Origin of the sequence: Kitasatospora sp. NPDC101176 (assembly GCF_044768035.1) — a bacterium.
Lineage (GTDB): Bacteria > Actinomycetota > Actinomycetes > Streptomycetales > Streptomycetaceae > Kitasatospora.
The window spans coordinates 1-21395 of the sequence record NZ_JBIWPA010000034.1 but is presented as its reverse complement, the minus strand read 5'-3'; the positions used below and the strand labels follow the sequence as shown (position 1 = coordinate 21395).

The 21395-nt window shown below is 73.1% G+C and carries 15 protein-coding genes; 8 read left to right on the top strand and 7 right to left on the bottom strand.

What is annotated here, in order from left to right; genetic code table 11:
• The first annotated feature begins 157 nt into the window (after positions 1 to 157).
• Positions 158 to 1333, top strand: a complete 1176-nt coding sequence (locus ACIRS1_RS32220; RefSeq protein ID WP_402845676.1) for an anion permease — start codon at positions 158 to 160, stop codon at positions 1331 to 1333.
• Positions 1334 to 1359: 26 nt separating this feature from the next.
• The gene (locus ACIRS1_RS32215; protein WP_360204502.1) at positions 1360 to 1608 is read left to right on the top strand and encodes a hypothetical protein; all 249 of its coding nucleotides are present in this window, start codon (positions 1360 to 1362) and stop codon (positions 1606 to 1608) included.
• Positions 1609 to 1723: 115 nt separating this feature from the next.
• Here ACIRS1_RS32215 and ACIRS1_RS32210 read toward each other — a convergent pair whose 3' ends face one another.
• Positions 1724 to 3271, bottom strand: coding sequence for an MDR family MFS transporter (locus ACIRS1_RS32210; protein WP_360204500.1), 1548 nt, complete (start codon positions 3269 to 3271; stop codon positions 1724 to 1726).
• A 143-nt stretch (positions 3272 to 3414) separates the two neighbouring features.
• On the bottom strand, positions 3415 to 3864 hold the full coding sequence (locus ACIRS1_RS32205; RefSeq protein WP_360204498.1) for a MarR family transcriptional regulator: 450 nt from the start codon (positions 3862 to 3864) through the stop codon (positions 3415 to 3417).
• Between the two features lie 112 nt (positions 3865 to 3976).
• Between ACIRS1_RS32205 and ACIRS1_RS32200 the strand changes: the two genes are divergently transcribed.
• Positions 3977 to 5014: an ABC transporter permease gene (locus ACIRS1_RS32200; RefSeq protein ID WP_387902303.1), complete on the top strand. Its 1038-nt coding sequence runs from the start codon at positions 3977 to 3979 to the stop codon at positions 5012 to 5014.
• Positions 5015 to 5131: 117 nt separating this feature from the next.
• Here the strand turns inward: ACIRS1_RS32200 and ACIRS1_RS32195 are convergent, their stop codons facing one another.
• The 5 genes from ACIRS1_RS32195 to ACIRS1_RS32175 all read right to left on the bottom strand — a co-directional run bounded on the left by ACIRS1_RS32195 (position 5132) and on the right by ACIRS1_RS32175 (position 12094).
• Positions 5132 to 6364 carry an ROK family protein gene (locus ACIRS1_RS32195; protein ID WP_402845675.1) on the bottom strand — a complete coding sequence of 411 codons (1233 nt, stop codon included), beginning with the start codon at positions 6362 to 6364 and terminating at the stop codon, positions 5132 to 5134.
• Between the two features lie 51 nt (positions 6365 to 6415).
• Positions 6416 to 7018 carry a GtrA family protein gene (locus tag ACIRS1_RS32190; RefSeq protein ID WP_402845674.1) on the bottom strand — a complete coding sequence of 201 codons (603 nt, stop codon included), beginning with the start codon at positions 7016 to 7018 and terminating at the stop codon, positions 6416 to 6418.
• A 37-nt stretch (positions 7019 to 7055) separates the two neighbouring features.
• Positions 7056 to 8492, bottom strand: a complete 1437-nt coding sequence (locus tag ACIRS1_RS32185; RefSeq protein WP_402845673.1) for a hypothetical protein — start codon at positions 8490 to 8492, stop codon at positions 7056 to 7058.
• Positions 8493 to 8765: 273 nt separating this feature from the next.
• Complete coding sequence (gene lon, locus ACIRS1_RS32180; RefSeq protein ID WP_402845672.1) at positions 8766 to 11159, bottom strand: endopeptidase La; 2394 nt, start codon at positions 11157 to 11159, stop codon at positions 8766 to 8768.
• A gap of 146 nt (positions 11160 to 11305) precedes the next feature.
• Positions 11306 to 12094 carry a rhomboid-like protein gene (locus ACIRS1_RS32175; protein ID WP_360204486.1) on the bottom strand — a complete coding sequence of 263 codons (789 nt, stop codon included), beginning with the start codon at positions 12092 to 12094 and terminating at the stop codon, positions 11306 to 11308.
• A gap of 561 nt (positions 12095 to 12655) precedes the next feature.
• On the opposite strand from ACIRS1_RS32175, the gene ACIRS1_RS32170 reads away from it, so the two are divergent.
• The 5 genes from ACIRS1_RS32170 (at position 12656) to ACIRS1_RS32150 (ending at position 21174) form a co-directional block, all read left to right on the top strand.
• Complete coding sequence (locus tag ACIRS1_RS32170; RefSeq protein ID WP_360204484.1) at positions 12656 to 13393, top strand: response regulator transcription factor; 738 nt, start codon at positions 12656 to 12658, stop codon at positions 13391 to 13393.
• Positions 13394 to 13486: 93 nt separating this feature from the next.
• Positions 13487 to 14620 (top strand): HAMP domain-containing sensor histidine kinase, encoded by a 1134-nt coding sequence (locus ACIRS1_RS32165; protein WP_360204482.1) that lies wholly within the window; start codon positions 13487 to 13489, stop codon positions 14618 to 14620.
• A 318-nt stretch (positions 14621 to 14938) separates the two neighbouring features.
• Positions 14939 to 18670, top strand: a complete 3732-nt coding sequence (locus ACIRS1_RS32160) for a multifunctional oxoglutarate decarboxylase/oxoglutarate dehydrogenase thiamine pyrophosphate-binding subunit/dihydrolipoyllysine-residue succinyltransferase subunit (protein WP_402845671.1) — start codon at positions 14939 to 14941, stop codon at positions 18668 to 18670.
• A 261-nt stretch (positions 18671 to 18931) separates the two neighbouring features.
• Positions 18932 to 20947, top strand: coding sequence for a serine/threonine-protein kinase (locus ACIRS1_RS32155; protein ID WP_402845670.1), 2016 nt, complete (start codon positions 18932 to 18934; stop codon positions 20945 to 20947).
• A 47-nt stretch (positions 20948 to 20994) separates the two neighbouring features.
• Positions 20995 to 21174: a DUF6104 family protein gene (locus ACIRS1_RS32150; RefSeq protein ID WP_360204474.1), complete on the top strand. Its 180-nt coding sequence runs from the start codon at positions 20995 to 20997 to the stop codon at positions 21172 to 21174.
• Positions 21175 to 21395 lie beyond the last annotated feature (221 nt).

The window sequence follows — 21395 nt, the reverse complement described above, 5'->3', positions numbered from 1 at the left end:
TCAGCACGGCCCGGGACACCCTCACGAAAGCTGCTGGACACCGCGGGGCCACCATCGGAACCACGATTCCCGGTCCAGTTCACCTTCCGTTTACCAAGCCGACCTACGGTCGCGACGACACCAACGTCCGTGCGACAACTACGACGATTGTTTGGGTATGGAACACATCTCGTTCCTGGTGGCCGTTGTGATCATCACGGCGCTCGCCTTCGACTTCACCAACGGGTTCCACGACACCGCCAACGCGATGGCCACCTCCATCGCGACGGGAGCCCTCCGGCCGAAGGTCGCGGTCACCATCGCGGCCGTCCTCAACTTCGCGGGCGCGTTCCTGTCCGTGAAGGTCGCCACCACCATCTCCGGCGGCATCGTCAACGAGAAGACGGGTGTCCACCCCGAGATCATCTTCGCCGCACTGGCGGGCGCGATCCTGTGGAACCTGCTGACCTGGCTGCGCGGCCTGCCGTCCAGCTCCTCGCACGCGCTGTACGGCGGTCTGATCGGCGCCACCGTCGTCGGGGTCGGCATGAACGGCGTCAACTTCGACACCGTCGTGTCGAAGATCCTCATCCCGGCGATCGCCTCGCCGCTGGTCGCCGGCCTCGCCTCCTGGGGCGCCACCAAGCTGGCCTACGCGATCACCCGCAAGGGCGACTCCGAGATCGCCACCAAGGGCTTCAAGACCGGCCAGATCTTCTCGTCCTCGCTGATCTCGCTGGCGCACGGCACCAACGACGCCCAGAAGACGATGGGCATCATCACCCTGACCCTGGTCTCGGTCGGCGCCCTGCCCAAGGGCGCGCTGCCCCCCACCTGGGTGATCGTCTCGGCCGGTGCCGCGATCGCGCTCGGCACCTACATGGGCGGGTGGCGGATCATCCGCTCGATGGGCAAGGGCCTGGCGGACATCCAGGCGCCGCAGGGCTTCGCCTCCGAGTCGGCCGCCGCGACCGTCATCCTGACCTCCTCGCACATGGGCTTCGGCCTCTCCACCACCCAGGTCTGCTCCGGCGGCATCATGGGCGCCGGCCTCGGCGGCCCGAAGGCCCAGCTGCGCTGGAGCATGGTGCGCCGCATGGTCTACACCTGGGCGCTGACCCTGCCGGCCGCCGCGCTGGTCTCCGGCGGCGCCGCGCTGCTGGCGCGCCAGGGCACCTGGGGCGTCGTCCTGGTCGGCGCCGTGCTGGTGGCCGGTTCGGGTGCGATGTGGCTGATCTCCCGCCGCCAGCCCGTCGGCGCGGACAACGTCAACGACGCCGCCCCGGTGGAGGTCCCGCAGGCCGTCCCCACCGCCAACGCCCCCACCCCCGCCTCGACCACGGTCGCGGCCTGAGCGCCGCAGGCTGAGGAGCACACGCCATGCACATCAAGTGGAACGCCCTGGCCCAGACCGCCGGTGCCAGCTTCGGGATCACCGTCGCCGTGGTCGCGGTCTTCGCGCTCGGCATCCTGGCCCTGTCCCGCCGCGAGGCCACCCTGGCCGCCCGCGAGGGCGAGGCCTCCGGCGGCCCGGGCGGCGGCCGGCTCGCCCTGGTCGGCGCCTACGCCTGCTTCGGCCTCTGCGCCGCGGCCGTCGTCTACGGGCTGACGCTGATCGCCGGGAAGTGACCGGCGGGACCCGACCGACCGCGTGACCGGCGGGACGTGACCGCCGGGTGAGCCCGAACGGGCCGGGGAGTGCATCGACACTCCCCGGCCCGTTCGCGTGCGTGGGCGCCGCCGGTCAGCCCTGTCGGGTCTTCAGCGCGGTCTCCCGGATGAACAGGACGGTGACGAAGGCCAGCAGCGAGAAGGGCGCGGCCACCAGGAAGACGTCGCCGACGCCGTGCCCGAAGGCGTCCGTCACCAGCGGGACGACCGGGGCCGGCAGCCGGTGCAGGTCCGGGATGCCCCCGCCGCCGGCCGCGGGCCCGGCCGGGACGTGCGCGGCGGCGAGGTTCTCCGCCAGGTAGTGCGTCACCTTGTTGTTCATCAGCGCGCCGAGCGCGGAGACGCCCATCGCACCGCCCATGGTGCGGAAGAAGGTGACCACCGAGCTGGCCGCGCCGAGCTCGTGGCGGGGCACGGTGTTCTGCACCGCGAGCACCAGGTTCTGCATGGTCAGGCCGAGGCCGACACCGGTGATCGCCATGTAGACGGAGAGCAGCCCGTAGCTCGTGTCGACCCGGGCGGTGCCGAGCAGGCCGAAGCCGACGGCGAGCAGGAAGGTGCCGGAGACCAGGTAGGCCTTCCACTTGCCGTACTTGGTGATCAGCCGGCCGGCGACGGTGGAGGAGAGCGCCAGGCCGAGGATCATCGGCAGGGTCATCAGGCCGGCCATGGTCGGGGACTTGGCGCGGGCCAGCTGGAAGTACTGGCTGAGGAAGGTGGTCGCGCCGTACATCCCGACGCCGACCAGCACGCTGGCGAGCGCGGCGAGGGTGACGGTGCGGTAGCGGAAGAGGTCCGGCGGGATGATCGGCTCGGCGGCGCGGCGCTCGATCACCACGGCGAGCGCGCCCAGCAGCAGGCCGCCGCCGACCATCGCGGCGGTCTGCCAGGACACCCAGTCGTAGTTCTTGCCGGCCAGCGTGATCCAGATCATCAGCAGGCTGACCGCGGCGGTGATGACCAGCGCGCCGAGGTAGTCGATCCTGACCTTGCGCCGGACCACCGGCAGCTTGAGGGTCCGCTGGACCACCAGGATCGCGGCGATCGCGAACGGGATGCCGACGTAGAAGCACCAGCGCCAGCCCAGCCAGGAGGTGTCCACGATGACGCCGCCGATGAGCGGGCCGCCGATGGTGGCCAGCGCGAAGACCGCGCCGAAGTAGCCGCTGTAGCGGCCGCGCTCGCGCGGCGGGACCATCGCGGCCAGGCAGATCTGCGCCAGCGCGGTGACACCGCCGGCGCCGATGCCCTGGAGGGCGCGGCAGGCGATCAGCTGGCCGGTGTTCTGGGAGAGGCCGGCCAGCGCCGAGGAGGCGATGTAGATCACCAGGGCGATCTGCAGCAGCAGCTTCTTGCTGGCGAGGTCGGACAGCTTGCCCCAGATCGGGGTGGAGGCGGTGAGGGTGAGCAGCGTCGCGGTGATCACCCAGGTGTACGCGGACTGGCCGCCGTGCAGGTCGGTGAGGATGTGGGGCAGGGCGTTGGAGACGACGGTCGACGAGAGCACGGCCACGAAGAGGCCGAGCAGCAGGCCGGACAGCGCCTCCATCACCTGCCGGTGGGTCATCGGTCGGTCGTCGACGGCGGCGGCGCCGGTCGCGGCCTCGGTGGTCATGGTCATCTGGATCCTTAAATATCGTTGCCTTAAGCAACCATAGGGCTAATGGTTGACTAAGGCAACTTTCTTCAAGGACAAGTAAAGCCCGGCCGGAACCCGCCTCCTGCGGGCCCGCCGGGCTCACCACCGCTCCGGCCGCGGCCGGGTCACTCCACCGTGGGCTCGTCGAGCACGTCGTTGAAGCGGTGCAGCAGTTCCGCGAAACGGTCGACGTCCTCCCGGGACCAGTCGCCCAGCAGCTCGCTCACCCGCCGCATCCGGACGTCCCGGGCGGCCAGGTAGCGCCGGCGCCCGTCCGCGGTCAGCGAGACCAGCGCAGCCCGCCGGTCCAGCGGGTCCGCCTCCCGGGACACCAGACCCAGCTCCTCCAGCGCCCGGATCTGCCGGCTCACCGTCGCCTTGCCCACCGTGAAGTGGGCGCCGACGTCCGTCACCCGCACCCGCCCGGCCTGCTCGATGTAGCCGAGCATGCTGTACGCCGCACCCTCCAGCTCGGGGTGCACCCGGCGTGAGAGCTCCGCCACTCTGGCCCGGCCCCGCCGGAACATCAGCGCGACCTCGCGTTCCACCGCCAGCAGGGCGTCCTCGTCACTCACGGCGCCAGTATCCCGCAGCCGCACCGGCCGGAATGCGGCGCGTGGGGTACGACAACCCAACTACTTCATGGTATGAAGTATCCGTTTTTCCCCTATACGCAAGGAGATGTGGATGGCCGCCCCGGGGCAGGGTTTCGTCGCCGAACTGAAGGGAGCGGTCACCCCGCGCGCCGCGCTGCTCGTGATCGCCGTACTGCTGCTCCAACTCGGTTTCATCACCTCGTACGTCGGGGCGCTGCACCACCCGGCCCCGCACGACCTGTCGATCGCGGTGGTCGCCCCGCCGCAGGTCTCCCCCAAGTTCGTCCAGGCGCTGGAGTCGGTCCCGGACGACGCCGTCAAGGCCGTCACCGCCCCCGACGCCGAGACCGCCACCCAGCAGATCAAGGACCAGAAGATCTACGCCGCGCTGGTGGTGAACACCGCCGGCACCGAGGACACCCTGCTGGTCGGCGGCGCCCGCGGCCCGTCCGCCGCCAAGGCCGCCGAGAGCATCACCACGGCGCTGGAGAAGTCCCAGAACCGCACGGTCAAGGTCGAGGACGTCGTGCCGCTCGCCAAGGGCGACACCAACGGCCTCTCCGGCTTCTACCTGGTCATCGGCTGGTGCGTCGGCGGCTACCTGGTCGCCTCGATCCTCGGCATCAGCGCCGGCTCCAAGCCCGCCAACGCCCAGCGGGCGACGATCCGGCTCGGCGTGCTGGCGCTGTACTCGATCGCGGCCGGCATCGGAGGCACGGTGATCGCCGGGCCCGTCCTGGACGCGCTGCCCGGCTCGATCCTCGGCCTGTCCGCCCTCGGCGCCCTGGTGGTGTTCACGGTCGGCGCGTTCACCATGGCGCTGCAGTGCCTGTTCGACATCGTCGGCATCGGCGTCGCGGTGCTGGTCTTCGTCGTGCTGGGCAACCCGAGCGCCGGCGGCGTCTACCCGCCGCCGATGATGCCGCCGTTCTGGCGGGCCATCGGCTCCTGGATCCCGAACGGTGCCGGCACCTCGGCCGCCCGCTCGATCGCCTACTTCGGCTCCACCAACCTGCTGCTGCCGATCGTGGTGCTGCTGGTCTGGGCGGTGCTCGGCGTCGCCGTCACCTTCCTGGCCGTCCTGCGCCGCCCGCGCACCGTCGGCCGCGAGCTGGTCGACCAGGCCTGAGCCTCCCGGCCCCGCCGTTCCGGCCCCCACGCCCGTGCCCCGGCCCTCCCGGCCGGCGCACGGGCGTCGCCGTGCGCGGCCCGCACCACGCCTCAGGGCCAGCTTCCGGCCAATCCGTCAGCCGGCCGCCAGCCTCCCCGGATCGGCGACGACGGCGCGCACCACGCCCACCGCGGCGCCCAGCAGCGGCCCGCGCCGGCCGAGCCGGGAGACCGTCAGCCGAGCGTCCGACCAGGGGCGCACCGTCACCCGGGCGGCCAGCTCGGCCTGCATCGCCGGCAGCAGCCAGGGCGCCAGCCGGGCGTAGCCCCCGCCGAGCACCACCCGCTCCGGGTCCAGCAGGTTGACCGCCCCGGCGGCCGCGGTGCCGAGCGCCGTACCGGCCCCGGCCAGCGCCGCCAGCACCCTCTCCCGCCCGGCCTCGGCGCGCTCCGCGAGCAGCGCCACCCAGTCGCCGGGCAGCCCGGTCAGCCCGGCCGCCCGCAGCACCGCGGCCTCGCCGGCGTACTGCTCCAGGCAGCCGTTCGCGCCGCAGGCGCAGCGGGGGCCGTCCGGGTGGACCGGCAGGTGGCCGAACTCGCCCGCGTAGCCGCGCGCCCCGCGCAGCAGCCGCCCGCCGACGACGATCGCCGCACCGACGCCGGCCTCGGCGGAGACGTACAGGAAGTGCTCCGGCCCCTCCCCCAGCCAGCGCTCGGCGAGGCCGCCCAGATTGGCCTCGTTGTCCGCCTCAACCGGCAGTTCGGCGAGGTCCGCCGCGCCGGCCGCGCGCAGCTCGGGGCGCAGCCCCGCCGCCAGCGGCACGTCCTCCCAGCCCAGGTTGGCGGCCCGCTGGAGCACCCCGCCGGAGATGCCGACCAGCCCGGGGACGGCCAGCGTGATCCCGGCCGGTCGCAGGCCCGACTCGGCGACGGCCGAGCCGAGCAGCTCGGCGAGGTCGGCCATCACGGCGGCGGGCCGGCGGCCGCGGTTGCGGACCTCCCGGCGGCGCCAGGCCCGGACCTCGCCGCGCAGGTCGACCACGCAGGCCCCGAGGTGTTCGACGCCGATCTCGGCGCCGAGGCCGCCCGGCCCGAGCGGGTTGAGCCCGAGTGCGGTGCCGGGGCGGCCGACCTTCCCGCTGGGGGCGGCCGGTCCCGCCTCGACGACCAGGCCGGCGGCGATCAGCTGTTCGGCGAGCGAGGAGACGGCGGCCCTGGTCAGGCCGGTCTCGGCGGCCACCTCGGCGCGCGAGCGCGGGGCGAGCGCGATCACCCCGAGCACCAGGGCCAGGTTGGCGCGGCGCATCCCGCGCTGGCTGGCGGGCCCGGGCAGGACGCCCTCCGGCTCGCGCATCGCACTCGCGCTCATGCACCCACTCCCGCCTGCGTGCCGACGGGCGCCGCCGGGTCCGTCGCCGGGCTACGGCATGTCCGGTGGCATCCCGCGGGGCACCTCCGTTGCAGGGTAACCGGGTTCCGGGGGCGGCGTCCTGAGCAGGGCGGAGCCGGCCGTCGGGGCGGCGGCCGGGCCGGCACCGGGGCGCGCGGCGGGCCGGGTGAAGACCCACCGGCGCATCGCCCAGTACCGGAACAGCATGGCGACGAAGGTCCCGAGGACCATCCCGCTGAGGAAGTCGGCGGCCTCCTGGGCGACCGGGCCCACGAAGGGCTCGCGCAGGTCCAGGACGTAGCGCGAGACCACCAGCGGCACGTCGTTCACCGCGATCGCCACCGCGCTGACCAGGAGGAACAGCAGCGCCTCGCGCCGGTGCCCGTCGGCCCGGAAGGACCAGCAGCGGTTCAGCACGTAGGAGACGGCGGTGCCGATCACCGTGGCGACGGTCAGCGCGACCACCGGCTTGTGCTCCAGCACGGTGGCCTTCAGCTGGACGTCGACCACCAGGGTGAGCACGAAGCAGAGGCCGCCGACCAGCAGGAACTTCACCAGCCTGCGGTGCCGGACCAGGAACGGCCGCAGCCGGACCGGCACCCGGGCCAGGGCGCGCTGCGTGGGGGACGGCATCTCCGCAGTCTCGCACGGGCGGTGCCGTCCCTCCCGTTCACTGCGCGGTGATCCGCAGGATCCCGGTGGTGGTGCCCTGGTAGACCACCCCGCCGGGGGCGATGGACCCGACCATCTGCAGCGTGTCGAAGAGGAACCCGGCGCCCAGGTAGGCGGTTCGGGTGACATCACCGGTGCGCGGGTCGATCTCGGCGTAGTAGTAGGGGTCGAGGACCGAGGTGGCCGAGGTGCCGGGGATGACCGGGCGGCGCAGCACGGTGTGGATCAGCCCGTCGCCGGTGGAGAGCCGCGGGACGGCGGCGGAGCGCACGGTGGTGTCCCAGACGAGGTCGCAGCCGGAGCCGTCGGGCCGGACGTCGACCCGGCTGAGCCCGCCCCGGAACCGGTCCGAGGCGGGCACGGCGGGCCCGGCGTCGGCGGGCAGCTTGGGGTACGGGTAGCCGTAGGTGCTGGCGACGAAGACCGCGTTGCCGGCCGCGACCGGCGAGTTCTCGCTGCCGCTGCCGCCGGCCCGGAGGACCGGGACGGCGCAGACCGGGGAGCCGTCGGAGGTCCGGTAGACCAGCAGGTTCACGGTCGGCGCGGCGTTGTCGACGATGGTCAGGTAGTCGGTGCCGGTGCGCGGTCCGAAGAAGGTGGGCGTGGATCCGGTGCCCCAGCTGAGCTGGCCGGGCTTGCGCCCGGGGCCGCGGTCGTAGGGCTGCCGCCAGGCGATCCGCGGGGTGCCGTCGGCGGCGGCGGTGAGCAGGTAGCTCGCGTGGGTGGTGGCGACGGCCGTCCCGGCGGGGGCGGTGGAGATCGAGTTGGCGATCCGTTCGCCGGTCGGGAGGGTGAGCGCGCGGACGGCGCCGGTGCGGTCGTCGGCGGTGCCGACCACACCGCCGCCGGTGGCGAACCAGACCCGGCCCTGCCAGTCGGGGGACAGCCCGGTGACGGCGTCGCCCTCGGGCACCGCGCCGGCCAGCGGCAGGCGGCTGTCGACGGTGAGCGCCCAGGCGCCGGCGGCGGTGCGGTGGTGGCCGATCCGCAGCAGGTCGCGGTTGCCGTCCACCACCACCAGCCGGTCGTCCTGGTCCAGGTAGGCGTACACGCCGCCGAGCAGGGAGCCCTTGGCCAGCGGGAGTTCGGCGACCGAGCCGCCGTCGGCCGGGTCCAGCAGGTGGACGGTCGGGGTGAGTCCGAAGATCGTGGTGCAGAGCGCGACGGGCCGGCCGTCGGAGCCGACCAGCACGGTCGGGCAGGCGGACTGCAGGGCGATCCGCTCGGAGTCGAGCGCGCCGGCCCCCGGCCCCGGCAGTGGCGTGGCGTCGGAGGAGCCGGTGTCGCCGTGCATCGTGGCGGTGCCGTCGGGCCCGGCGTACGGGTTGTGCGGCGGCAGCGGCCCGTACGGGGTGTCGGCCTGGGCGGGGGCCGCCAGGGCGAGCAGGGCGGCGGCGGCGAGGGCCGCGGCGCGGGAGGTCAGGGCGAAGCGCATGGAGGAGTCCCCATCGGTGGCAGGAGTGGACGGCGTGGCGGTGCACTCCACCCGGAGGGGGTTCCCGGCAGGGGGCGGCCGGGCGGATCACCGCGTCAGAGCGCGCGGTGACAGATCGCGGAGCAGGCGTACGCCAGGTCGACGTCGAGTCGACGGCTCAGGTACGCGTGGCGATGCATGGGGCCAGCATGGCCTACTGACAGTTTGTTGCACAAGGCCCGGAGGGGTGCGGGGCCGCCGATCCGGCCCCGCACCCCTCCGGGTGACCGCCCGTCAGGCGGCGACCAGCACCTCCGCCGGCTCCAGCGCCAGCTTCAGCACTTCGCGCACGTCCGCCACCGGGTGGACGGTGAGCCGCTCCAGCACCTCGGCCGGGACGTCGTCCAGGTCGGCCTCGTTGCGCTTGGGGATGATCACCGTGGTGACCCCGGCCCGGTCGGCGGCGAGCAGCTTCTGCTTCACCCCGCCGATCGGCAGCACCCGGCCGGTCAGCGACACCTCGCCGGTCATCGCCACGTCGGTGCGCACCCGGCGCCCCGACAGCAGCGAGGCCAGCGCCGTGGTCATGGTGATGCCGGCGCTCGGCCCGTCCTTGGGGACGGCCCCGGCCGGGACGTGCAGGTGCACGCCGCGGTCCCGCAGCGAGGTGACCGGCAGCTCCAGCTCGGCGCCGCGCGAGCGCAGGAAGGAGAGCGCGATGTGCGCGGACTCCTTCATCACGTCGCCCAGCTGCCCGGTGAGGGTGAGGCCCGTCCCGCCGGTCTCGGAGTCGGCGAGCGAGGCCTCGATGTAGAGGACGTCGCCGCCCGCGCCGGTCACCGCGAGGCCGGTGGCCACCCCGGGCACGGCGGTGCGCCGCTCGGCCGGCTCCTGCGCGGCCTCCGGCACGTGGTGCGGGCGGCCGATCAGGGCGCGCAGGTCGTCCGCGCCGATGGTGACGGGGAGTTCGCGCTCGCCGAGCTCGGCCTGCGCGGCGATCCTGCGCAGCACCCGGGCGATCGAACGCTCCAGGGTCCGCACCCCGGCCTCCCGGGTGTACTCACCGGCCAGCCGGCGCAGCGCCGGCTCGTCGACGGAGACCAGGCCGTCGCCCAGTCCGGCCTTCTCGAGCTGGCGCGGGAGCAGGTGGTCGCGGGCGATGAGGACCTTCTCGTCCTCGGTGTAGCCGTCCAGCCGGACGAGCTCCATCCGGTCGAGCAGCGGCTCGGGGATGGCCTCCAGCACGTTGGCGGTGGCGAGGAAGACCACGTCGGAGAGGTCGAGCTCGACCTCCAGGTAGTGGTCCCGGAAGGTGTGGTTCTGCGCCGGGTCCAGCACCTCCAGCAGGGCGGCGGCCGGGTCCCCGCGGTAGTCGGAGCCGACCTTGTCGATCTCGTCGAGCAGGACGACCGGGTTCATCGAGCCGGCCTCCTTGATCGCCCGCACCAGCCGGCCGGGCTGCGCGCCGACGTAGGTGCGCCGGTGGCCGCGGATCTCGGCCTCGTCCCGGACGCCGCCGAGGGCGACCCGGACGAAGCTGCGGCCCATGGCGCGGGCCACCGACTCGCCGAGCGAGGTCTTGCCCACCCCGGGCGGGCCGACCAGCGCCAGCACCGCTCCGCCGCGCCGCCCGCCGACGAGTCCGAGCCCCTGGTCGGCGCGGCGCTTGCGCACCGCGAGGTACTCGACGATGCGGTCCTTCACGTCCGCCAGGCCCGCGTGGTCGGCGTCCAGCACCGCGCGGGCGCCGGCGATGTCGTAGGTGTCCTCGCTGCGCTCGTTCCAGGGCAGTTCCAGGACGGTGTCCAGCCAGGTGCGGATCCAGGAGCCCTCGGGCGACTGGTCGGAGGCGCGTTCGAGCTTGTCCACCTCCTTGAGCGCGGCCTCGCGGACCTTCTCGGGCAGGTCGGCGGCCTCGACCCGGGCCCGGTAGTCGCCCTCCTCGTCGGCCGGGTCGCCGTTCAGCTCGGCCAGTTCCTTGCGGACGGCCTCCAGCTGGCGGCGGAGCAGGAACTCCTTCTGCTGCTTGGCCACGCCCTCCTCGACGTCCTTGCGGATGGTGTCGTTGACCTCCTCCTCGGCGAGGTGGTCGCGCAGCAGGGTCAGCGCGTACTCCAGGCGGGCGACCTGGTCGGCCTCCAGCAGCACCTTGAGCTTCTGCTCGGCGGTGACGAAGGACGCATAGCCGATGTTGTCGGCGAGCTCGCCGACGCCCTCGATCTGCGCCACCCGGTCGACGATCTGCCACGCGCCGCGCCGGCGCAGCCACTGGGTGGACAGCGCCTTGTACTCCTTGACCAGCTCGGCGGCCCGGCCGGCGACCGGGGTGCCCACCGAGGACTCCCGGAACGGCGTGGTCTCCACCCAGAGGGCGGCGCCGGGGCCGGTGGTGCCGACCCCGATCCGGACCCGGCGCACGGCGCGGACCAGCGCGGCCGGATCGCCGTCGGCCAGCCGGCCGACCTGTTCCACGGTGGCCAGCGTGCCGACCGCCGCGTACGAGCCGTCCACCCGCGGGACGAGCAGGACCTGCGGCTTGCCGGCGCCGGTGGCCGCGGCGCGGGCGGCCTCGACGGCGGCGCGCACCTCGGTGTCCTTCAGGTCCAGCGGGACGACCATGCCCGGCAGGACGACCTCGTCGTCGAGCGGCAGCACGGGCAGGGTGAGCGGTGTGGACGTCGATGCCATGATCTCTCCCCAGTCAGTGAAGTTGAGCCGACCTGACTAAGGCTCGGCGGACGCCGGATGTTCCCGGCGTCTTGTTCGCCATGAGCGAACACCGTGGGGCCGCGCGGGGTCCGTCAAAACCCGTCCGGAAGATGCACCCGAAGGTGTCAGCGGGCGTCCAGGACCCGGGCGCCACCCGTCGCGGGCGCACCGCCGGCCACCGCCTCGGCCCGGCGCGGGGCCGGCCCGGGCCGGCTCGCCCGGACGCGCCGCGCCCAGCGCCACAGCGCCACGCCGGTCAGCACCGCCGCCGGGTGGCCCACCGCGGTGACCACGTCCCGCTCGGTGAGGATCTGCTCGGCGATCAGCAGCCCGGCGCCGCCGAGCGCGACCACCCGCCCGCGCAGCGGCAGCAGCCCGGCCACCGCGCCCAGGCAGGCGAGCACGCCGTAGCTGACGCCGATGTCCAGGTAGTCCAGCGCCCCGGGCTCCATCCGCCCCGTCTCCACCGCCGCGATCACCACACCCTGGGAGAGCAGGGTGGCGACGACGTGGCCGGTCGCGAACACCGCGGCCGCGCGGGCGGGGCCGATCCGCCGCTCCAGCGGCGCGAGGGTGACGGCGAATCCCCACAGGTAGGGCATCCACACGTCACCGGCCACCCAGAAACCACTCAGCAGCAGAGCGCGCAGGGGATGCTGCAGGAGGTTGTGGCCGTCGGAACTGGAAGCCTCCTGCAACCGCTGCACGAGTTCCGGATCGGCGAGCTTGGCGAACGTGGTGGTGGCGCCGACCACGGCGAGGTAGCCGAGGGTGAAAGGGGTGCGCCGGGGCGTCGGCACCAGGGCGAGCAGCCGGTCGACGGCGCTCGCGCGCAGGCCGAACCGGAGCATCCCGTACGGCACGCCCGTCGGCGGCGGCCCGACCCGTCCGGCCCCGCGCCGCACTCCAGCCATGACGCCTCCCGCTCCACACCCGCAGCCACCGGCCCGTCACAGGTGCCCAACGTACCGGCGCGCGCGGTGAATCCCGCCCGGCAGGGTGTTGTCGTGGCCACGTTACGTCGGGGTTCTGAGAGGCAGCTGGGAATTGCCCGTGAAGACCATCGGTAAACCGGCCGACCGGATTTCCCGGCATTGGTCCAGACCTACTTCCGATTAACGCGTCAGTAGGCCCTCTGACCGGCGACTTGGCGTCAACTCGACTGCATACGTACCGTTACGCAGTGAAAATTCGGCGGGTAAGGTATCGGCCCGTGCCCACTCGTGCAGTGGGTTCAGAGGGCGGCGGACAGCCGGCCCACGGGCCGGAAACGTCCGGTCCGCCTGCCGGGAAGCACCCACTGTCCGTACGCTGCGAGGTGCGCGGGAGCGGGTGGGTGGCCTACAGTCCGTCCTCCGATCCGAGCGCGACGGGACGGCGGACCCGGCACAGTCCACGACGGAACAAGACTACGAGCGGAGCCCCGCCATCCCCACAGGTGGCCGGCCCGCAGCCCTGGGGGCGGTGGCGTGACCGTGACAGAACTTCAGCAGGACCACAACAACAGCGGCGGCACGGTGAGCAGCCAGCGCAGAGTGCTGGTGGTGGAGGACGAGCCCACGATCGCGGAGTCGATCGCGGCCCGCTTGGGCGCGGAGGGCTTCAAGGTCGCCGTGGCCCACGACGGACCGGGAGCGGTCGACGGCTTCCACACCTGGCAGCCCGACCTGGTCGTCCTCGACATCATGCTGCCCGGATTCGACGGCCTCGAGGTGTGCCGCCGGATCCAGGCGCAGCGCCCGGTGCCGGTGCTGATGCTGACCGCGCGCGACGACGAGACGGACCTGCTGGTCGGCCTCGGCGTGGGCGCGGACGACTACATGACGAAACCCTTCTCGATGCGCGAACTGGCCGCCCGGGTCAACGTGCTGCTGCGCCGCGTCGAGCGCGCCCAGCAGGCCGCCCGCACGCCCGCGCTCGGCTCGCTGCGCTTCGGCGAGCTGGAGATCGACCACGTGCAGCGCCGGGTCCGGCTGGCCTCGGGGGACGTCCACCTGACGCCCACCGAGTTCGACCTGCTCGCCTGCCTGGCCGCCCAGCCGCGCGCGGTGCTGACCCGTGAGCAGTTGCTGGCCGAGGTCTGGGACTGGACCGACGCGTCCGGCACCCGCACCGTGGACAGCCACGTGAAGGCCCTGCGCCGGAAGATCGGCGCGAGCTGGATCCGCACCGTCCACGGCGTCGGGTACGCGCTGGAGGCCCCGCTCTCCTAGCGGCGCCTCGGGCGACGGGCCTCCGGGGGGCCCGTGTCCCGGACCGCCGCGCAGGCACGCGCGGGACGTACGCGGGGATCACAGGAAAAACCAATGACCTTTCCGCAGCAACGCAACAACGGGGACACCGACGGCACGCGGCCACAGACGCTGGCCGTCCGCGCCGCCCGCCGGGTCTGGGCCGACATCCGGCCGCTCGACCCGGTCCGCTCGATCAAGGGCAAACTCGCCCTGCTGGTGATCGTCTCCGTCTTCCTGGCCACCGGCATGGTGGTCGTGGCGATCCGGTCCGAGACCCAGATCCGGATCATCATGGTCTTCTCCATGATCGCCTCGCTGCTCTTCATGCAGTTCCTCGCGCACGGGCTGACCGCCCCCCTGCGCGAGATGACGGCCGCCGCCCGCGCGATGGCCTCCGGCGACTACAGCCGCCGGGTCGAGGTCAACTCGCGCGACGAGATCGGCGAGCTGGCGGCCGCCTTCAACCAGATGGCGGCCGACCTGGGCGCCGCCGACCGGCACCGTCGCGAGCTGGTCGCCAACGTCTCTCACGAGCTGCGCACGCCGATCGCCGCGTTGCGCGCCGTGCTGGAGAACGTGGTGGACGGCGTCGTCCAGCCCAACCCGGCGACCCTCGGGGCCGCCCTGGAGCAGACCGAGCGGCTCGGTCGCCTGGTCACCCACCTGCTGGACCTCTCCAAGATCGACGACGGCGTGGTCGACCTGGACGCCCGCCCCTTCGAGGTGCGCGAGTTCCTGGACGGCGTGCTGCGCGGGGTCACCGTGGACGGCGCGACGGCCGGCGGGGCGTTCTCCCGGCGCGGCGACGTCCGGCTGGCCCTGGAGGTCAGCCCGACCGGCCTGACCGGCGTGGCGGACCCGGAACGGCTCCACCAGGTGGTCGCCAACCTGGTCGACAACGCCTGCAAGCACTCCCCGCCCGGCGGCACCGTCACGGTGCGCGCGCGGCCCGACGGCGAGCCCGGCGGCCTGCTGCTGGAGGTCGAGGACGAGGGCCCGGGCATCCCGCCGGCCGACCGCAGCCGGGTGTTCGAGCGGTTCAGCCGCAGCGGCACCGCGACCGCCCAGGGGCCCGGTTCGGACGGCGGCACCGGCCTCGGGCTGGCCATCGCCCGGTGGGCGGTGGACCTGCACGGCGGGCGGATCGCGGTCGCCGAGTCGCCGCGCGGCTGCCGGATCGAGGTCCGGCTGCCGGGGCAGCGCTGAGCCGGGCCGCTTCGTCGGATCCTCCAGCGCCCCGACGGGGGCCGTTGTGTCACAGAAGCGACACAGACGTACACGAAGATCGTTCGATGATCCGAACAGGGGTTTGTCCGGTTTCGTCCGGGTATGAGTCCCGCACGGGGCGGTCAGTTCCCCTCAGATATGGCTTTCTAACGCACATTTTCAGCCAATCTGCAGGTCAGGACTGTGATCTGGGCGACGCCTGAGCCCCGGGGACTGCGCGATCACCGGTCAGGGGCGTAGCCTTAATCCCCGCTGTCCAAACATCCCAAAAGGAAGCGGAAGAGGGCGGTTGCCGCCGTGTCGCCACAGTCCCCTGAAACCCCCAATAGCTCGGCAAGCTCCACTGGCTTCGGCCCCAATGAGTGGCTCGTCGATGAGATCTACCAGCAGTACCTCCAGGACCCGAACTCGGTCGACCGAGCCTGGTGGGACTTTTTCGCCGACTACAAGCCCGGTACCGAGGTGACCCCAGTGACCCAGGCCGCGACCCAGGCCGGCCCCACGCCGACCCCTGCCGCTGCCCCCGCGCCCGCTGCTGCCGCACCGGCCGCACCCGCCGCCGCTCCGGCCGCGCCGGCCCCGGCCCCCGTGCCGCTCGCCGCGGCCCCCGCCGCGCCGCCGGCCCCCAAGGCCGCCCCGGCCGCGCCCGCCGCGGCCGCGCCGGCCGGCCCCGAGCTCGTCCAGCTGCGCGGCCCGGCGAAGGCCGTCGCCACCAACATGGACGCCTCGCTGGAGGTGCCGACCGCGACCTCGGTCCGCGCGGTGCCCGCGAAGCTGTTGATCGACAACCGCATCGTCATCAACAACCACCTGCAGCGCGCCCGCGGCGGCAAGGTCTCCTTCACCCACCTGATCGGCTACGCCCTGGTCCAGGCCATCAAGGCCAGCCCGGGGATGAACCACAGCTACAAGGTGGAGGACGGCAAGGCCTACCTGGTCAAGCCCGAGCACATCAACCTCGGCCTGGCCATCGACCTGGTCAAGCCGAACGGCGACCGCCAGCTCGTCGTCGCGGCCATCAAGAAGGCCGAGACCCTCGACTTCTTCGGCTTCTGGCAGGCCTACGAGGACATCGTCCGCCGGGCCCGCGCCAACAAGCTGACCATGGACGACTTCACCGGCGTCACGGTCTCGCTGACCAACCCCGGCGGCATCGGCACCGTGCACTCCGTGCCGCGCCTGATGCAGAACCAGGGCACCATCGTCGGCGTCGGCGCCATGGAGTACCCGGCCGAGTTCCAGGGCTCCGCCCCGGAGACCCTGGCCCGCCTCGGCGTCTCCAAGATCATGACGCTGACCTCGACCTACGACCACCGCGTCATCCAGGGTGCGGCGTCCGGCGAGTTCCTGCGCGAGATCCACCGCCTGCTGCTCGGCGAGAACGGCTTCTACGACGAGATCTTCGAGTCGCTGCGGATCCCGTACGAGCCCGTCCGCTGGGCCACCGACGTCGCCACCACCCACGACGACGAGGTCAACAAGACCGCGCGCGTCATGGAGCTGATCCACTCCTACCGGGTCCGCGGCCACCTCATGGCCGACACCGACCCGCTGGAGTACAAGCAGCGCAAGCACCCCGACCTGGACGTCGTCCAGCACGGCCTCACCCTGTGGGACCTGGAGCGCGAGTTCGCGGTCGGCGGCTTCGGCGGCCAGAAGATGATGAAGCTCCGCGACATCCTCGGCCTGCTGCGCAACACCTACTGCCGCACGGTCGGCATCGAGTACATGCACATCCAGGACCCGAAGCAGCGCAAGTGGCTGCAGGACCGCCTGGAGAAGCCGTACGCCAAGCCCGAGCGCGAGGAGCAGCTGCGGATCCTCCGCCGCCTGAACTCCGCCGAGGCCTTCGAGACCTTCCTGCAGACGAAGTACGTCGGGCAGAAGCGCTTCTCCCTGGAGGGCGGTGAGTCGCTGATCGCGCTGCTGGACGCGACCATCGACTCCGCCGCCGAGCACCGCCTCGACGAGGCCGTCATCGGCATGGCCCACCGCGGCCGCCTCAACGTGCTGGCCAACATCGTCGGCAAGCCGTACGGCAAGATCTTCGGCGAGTTCGAGGGCAACCTCGACCCGAAGTCGATGCACGGCTCCGGCGACGTCAAGTACCACCTGGGCGCCGAGGGCACCTTCACCGGCTTGGACGGCGAGACCATCAAGGTCTCGCTCGCCGCGAACCCCTCCCACCTGGAGGCCGTGGACCCGGTCGTCGAGGGCATCGCCCGCGCCAAGCAGGACATCCTGGACCAGGGCGGCACCACCTTCCCGGTGCTGCCGATCCAGATCCACGGCGACGCGGCCTTCGCCGGCCAGGGCGTCGTCGCGGAGACCCTGAACATGTCGCAGCTGCGCGGCTACCGCACCGGCGGCACCGTGCACGTCGTGGTGAACAACCAGGTCGGCTTCACCGCCGCCCCGGCGTCCTCGCGCTCCTCGATGTACTGCACCGACGTGGCCCGCATGATCGAGGCCCCGATCTTCCACGTGAACGGCGACGACCCGGAGGCCGTGGTCCGCGTCGCGCGGCTCGCCTTCGAGTTCCGCCAGGAGTTCCACAAGGACGTGGTGATCGACCTCATCTGCTACCGCCGCCGCGGTCACAACGAGGCCGACAACCCGTCGTTCACCCAGCCGCTGATGTACGACCTGATCGACAAGAAGCGCTCGGTGCGCAAGCTGTACACCGAGGGCCTGATCGGTCGCGGCGACATCACCATGGAAGAGGCGGAGCAGGCGCTCCAGGACTTCCAGGGCCAGCTGGAGAAGGTCTTCGCCGAGGTCCGCGACGCGGCCCAGGCGCCGGCCGACACCACCAACGGCAAGCCCGTCGCCGACTTCCCGGTCAACATCCAGACCGGCATCTCCCAGGAGATGGTCAAGCGGATCGCCGCCTCCCAGGTCAACCTGCCGGACTGGCTGACCGTCCACCCGCGCCTGCTGCCGCAGCTGCAGCGCCGCGCCAGCTCGGTCGAGGACAACACCATCGACTGGGCGACGGGCGAGACCCTCGCCATCGGCTCGCTGCTCATGGAGGGCCACCCGGTCCGCCTGGCCGGCCAGGACAGCCGCCGCGGCACCTTCGGCCAGCGGCACGCCGTCCTGATCGACCGCAAGACCGGCGAGGACTACACCCCGCTGCAGTACCTCACCGAGGACCAGGCCCGCTACACCGTCTACGACAGCCTGCTGTCGGAGTACGCGGCCATGGGCTTCGAGTACGGCTACTCGCTGACCCGCCCGAACGCGCTGGTCATGTGGGAGGCGCAGTTCGGCGACTTCGTCAACGGCGCGCAGACCATGGTGGACGAGTACATCGCCTCCGCCGAGCAGAAGTGGGGCCAGCACTCCGGCGTCACCCTGCTGCTGCCGCACGGCTACGAGGGCCAGGGCCCGGACCACTCGTCCGCCCGCCCGGAGCGCTTCCTGCAGCTGTGCGCGCAGAACAACATGACGGTCGCCATGCCGACCCTGCCGTCGAACTACTTCCACCTGCTGCGCTGGCAGGCGCACAACCCGCACCACAAGCCGCTGGTCGTCTTCACCCCGAAGTCGATGCTGCGTCTCAAGGCCGCGGCGAGTGCCACCGAGGAGTTCCTGTCCGGCTCGTTCCGCCCGGTCATCGGCGACACCACCGTCGACCCGGCGCAGGTCCGCAAGGTCGTCATCACGGCCGGCAAGTTCTACTACGACCTGGAGGCGGCCCGCACCGAGCGCGGCGTCACCGACACCGCGATCGTCCGGGTCGAGCGGCTCTACCCGCTGCCGGTGGCCGAGCTCCAGGAGGAGCTGGCCCGCTACGGCGACGACGTCCAGTTCGTCTGGGCGCAGGAGGAGCCGGACAACCAGGGTGCCTGGCCGTTCATCGCGATGAACCTGGTCGACCACCTGCAGGTCGTCATCGGCCGCAGCGCCGGCGGCTCCCGCCTGCGCCGCGTCGCCCGCACGACGGCCTCGTCCCCGGCGGTCGGCTCGGCCAAGCGGCACGCCGCCGAGCAGCAGGCCCTGATCGAAGAGGTCTACTCGCTCTGAGCGACCGGTCGAGGCCCTGACGCCTGACGCCCGCGGCCCCCGCCCTCCCCACCGGAGGACGGGGGCCGCGGGCGTTCCCGGCCGCCCCGGGTTCACGGTGGTGCCATGTCAAGGTCGCAGCTCTGCAACCAATCCGGGGCCTCGCTGCACGCCCACCTGACGGATCGATAGGTTATGCCTCGCCGGTCCGCCGCCCGGGCGCCCGTCCGCGCCCCCGGCACCGGCCGTACGACCTCACCGCACTCCCAGGGGGATCACCACATGACCGCCGACACGCCGCGGGACGCCAGCAAGCTCCCGCCGGTCTTCCAGCCCCTCCTCCCCGACGACCCCCGGGAGGTCGGCGGCTACCGGCTGTTCGCCCGGCTCGGCGCCGGCGGCATGGGCCGGGTCTACCTGTCCTACACGCCGGGCGGGCGCCCGGTCGCGCTCAAGGTCGTCCGCCCGGAGTTCGCCGAGGACGGCGAGTTCCGCCGCCGCTTCGCGCAGGAGGTCAGCAACGCGCAGCGGATCCACGGCCTCTACACCGCGCAGGTGATCGACTCCGGCGGGCTGGACTCGGACGCCCCCTGGCTGGTCACCGCCTACGTCCCGGGCCCGTCCCTGCAGCAGGTGGTCCGGGAGAACGGCGCGCTGCCGGTCCGCACCGTGCTGCTGCTGATGGGCGGCATCGCCGAGGCGCTGCAGGCGATCCACAGCGTCGAGGTGGTCCACCGCGACCTCAAGCCCGCCAACGTGCTGGTCGCCGGCGACGGCCCGCGGGTGATCGACTTCGGCATCGCCCGGGCCGCCGACGCCACCGCGCTGACCGGTACCGGCTACCGGATCGGCTCCCCCGCCTTCATGTCCCCCGAGCAGGCCCAGGGCGGCGCGGTGACCCCCGCCACCGACGTCTTCGCGCTCGGCGCGCTGGCCGCGTACGTGGCCGGCGGCACCGCGCCCTTCGGCGACGGCCCGGACACCGCGGTGCTCTACCGGGTGGTGCACGAGGAGGCCGACCTGTCGGGCGTCCCCGCGGACCTGCGCGAGCTGGTCCAGCGCTGCCTGGCGAAGTCCCCGGAGGACCGCCCGACGCCCGCCGAGATCATCCAGGTCGCCCGCAACCACCCGGAGGTCGGCGGCCAGCTCCGGTTCGGCGACGACTGGCTGCCGCGGCAGGTCAACACCGAGATCACCCGCCGCTCGGACCTCCCGAAGACCCCGCCCACCCCGCTGCCGGCCGCGCCCGCCACCCCGCCGCCCGCACCGGCCGCGGCGCCCACCGCGCCCCCGCCGCCGCTCGGCGCGCCGACCCACCCGGCGACCGCGCTCACCCTGACCCCGCCGCCCTCGCCGCAGCAGCCGGCCGGCCCCCCGCCGGGCTTCGCGCCGCCCCCGCTCGGGGCTTACGGCGCCCCGCAGCAGCCCACCGAGACGCCGACCGCCCCGGTGCTGTCCGCGCCGCCCACCGTGCAGCTGCGCCAGGAGCCCGCGGGCCACGACACCCCGCCGCCCGCGCCCGCCTTCACGGACCCGCCGGCCGCCGAGCCGGAGCCCGCGCCCCGGCGCAAGGGCGGGGTGTCCTGGAAGGTGCTGCTCACCGTCGCCCTGGTGATGGCGGTCGGCGGCACGGCGGGCGGCGTGGTGCTGATGAAGAAGCTGGACGACGGCAAGAAGAAGGACTCCGCCGCGACCGCCTCCCAGCAGCCCCCGGCCCAGCCCGCTCCCCAGCCGGCCACCACCGGCGGCACCTCCCCGAGCGCCGCCGCGGGTACCGGGTCGAGCACCGGGTCGGGCGCCACCGCCTCCAGCGCGCCGGTGACGGCCGCCCCCTCGAAGTCCGCCCAGGGCACCGTCTCGGCCCCGGCCCGGCCGGCCGGCTACACCCCGATGCTCGACAAGAAGTCGCTGGCCATCCCCGGCGCCGACTACTCCTCCGACGCCTACCGGATCGACCTGGACTCGGGCACCGTGGTGCCGCGCTCCAACGACCTGAAGTGGGGGCTCGGGGTCACCAACGTCGGCGGCGGCAGCAGCAAGGCCAACGCCTTCACCAGCTATGGCGACAACCGTTCGGACTTCGCGGTGATCACCGAGTCCTCGGTGACCGCCGAGCAGTGCGCCGCCGCGATCGACTCCCGGCCGGACACCGACCTCTCCTACAACCGGGTCGCCCCCGGCCGCCTGCTCTGCGTCCGCGACCGGGTCACCCGGAACATCGCCGTCGCCGCGATCGAGACCGCGGACCCGACCACCGGAGCCGCCAAGCTCACCGTCAGCACCTGGCGGGCCAGCTGACCCGGACTATCCTGACCGGGTCAATCCCCATCTGACCGGAGCGAACCGTGTACTTCACCGACCGCGGCATCGAGGAGCTGCAGAACCGGCGCGGCGACGAGGAGGTCACCTTCGAGTGGCTGGCCGAGCGCCTGCGCGAGTTCGTCGACCTCAACCCGGACTTCGAGATCCCGGTCGAGCGGCTGGCCACCTGGCTGGCCCGGCTCGACGACGAGGACGACGACTGACCGGCTGACGCGACGACCCGTGGCCGGAGCCGAGAGGCCCGGGAGGCAACCGCCTCCCGGGCCTCCGGCGTTCCCGCCCGGGGTCCGCCCGGCGGCTCCCTGCCGGCGGCTCCCGGGCCCCGGGCCCTAGATGATTGATGCCAAGGGCTCGCTGGCGCGCATGACATGAAGCGAGGGAGTCCAAAGATCGGTTGTGACGCCTGATCTGGACTCCCTCGCGA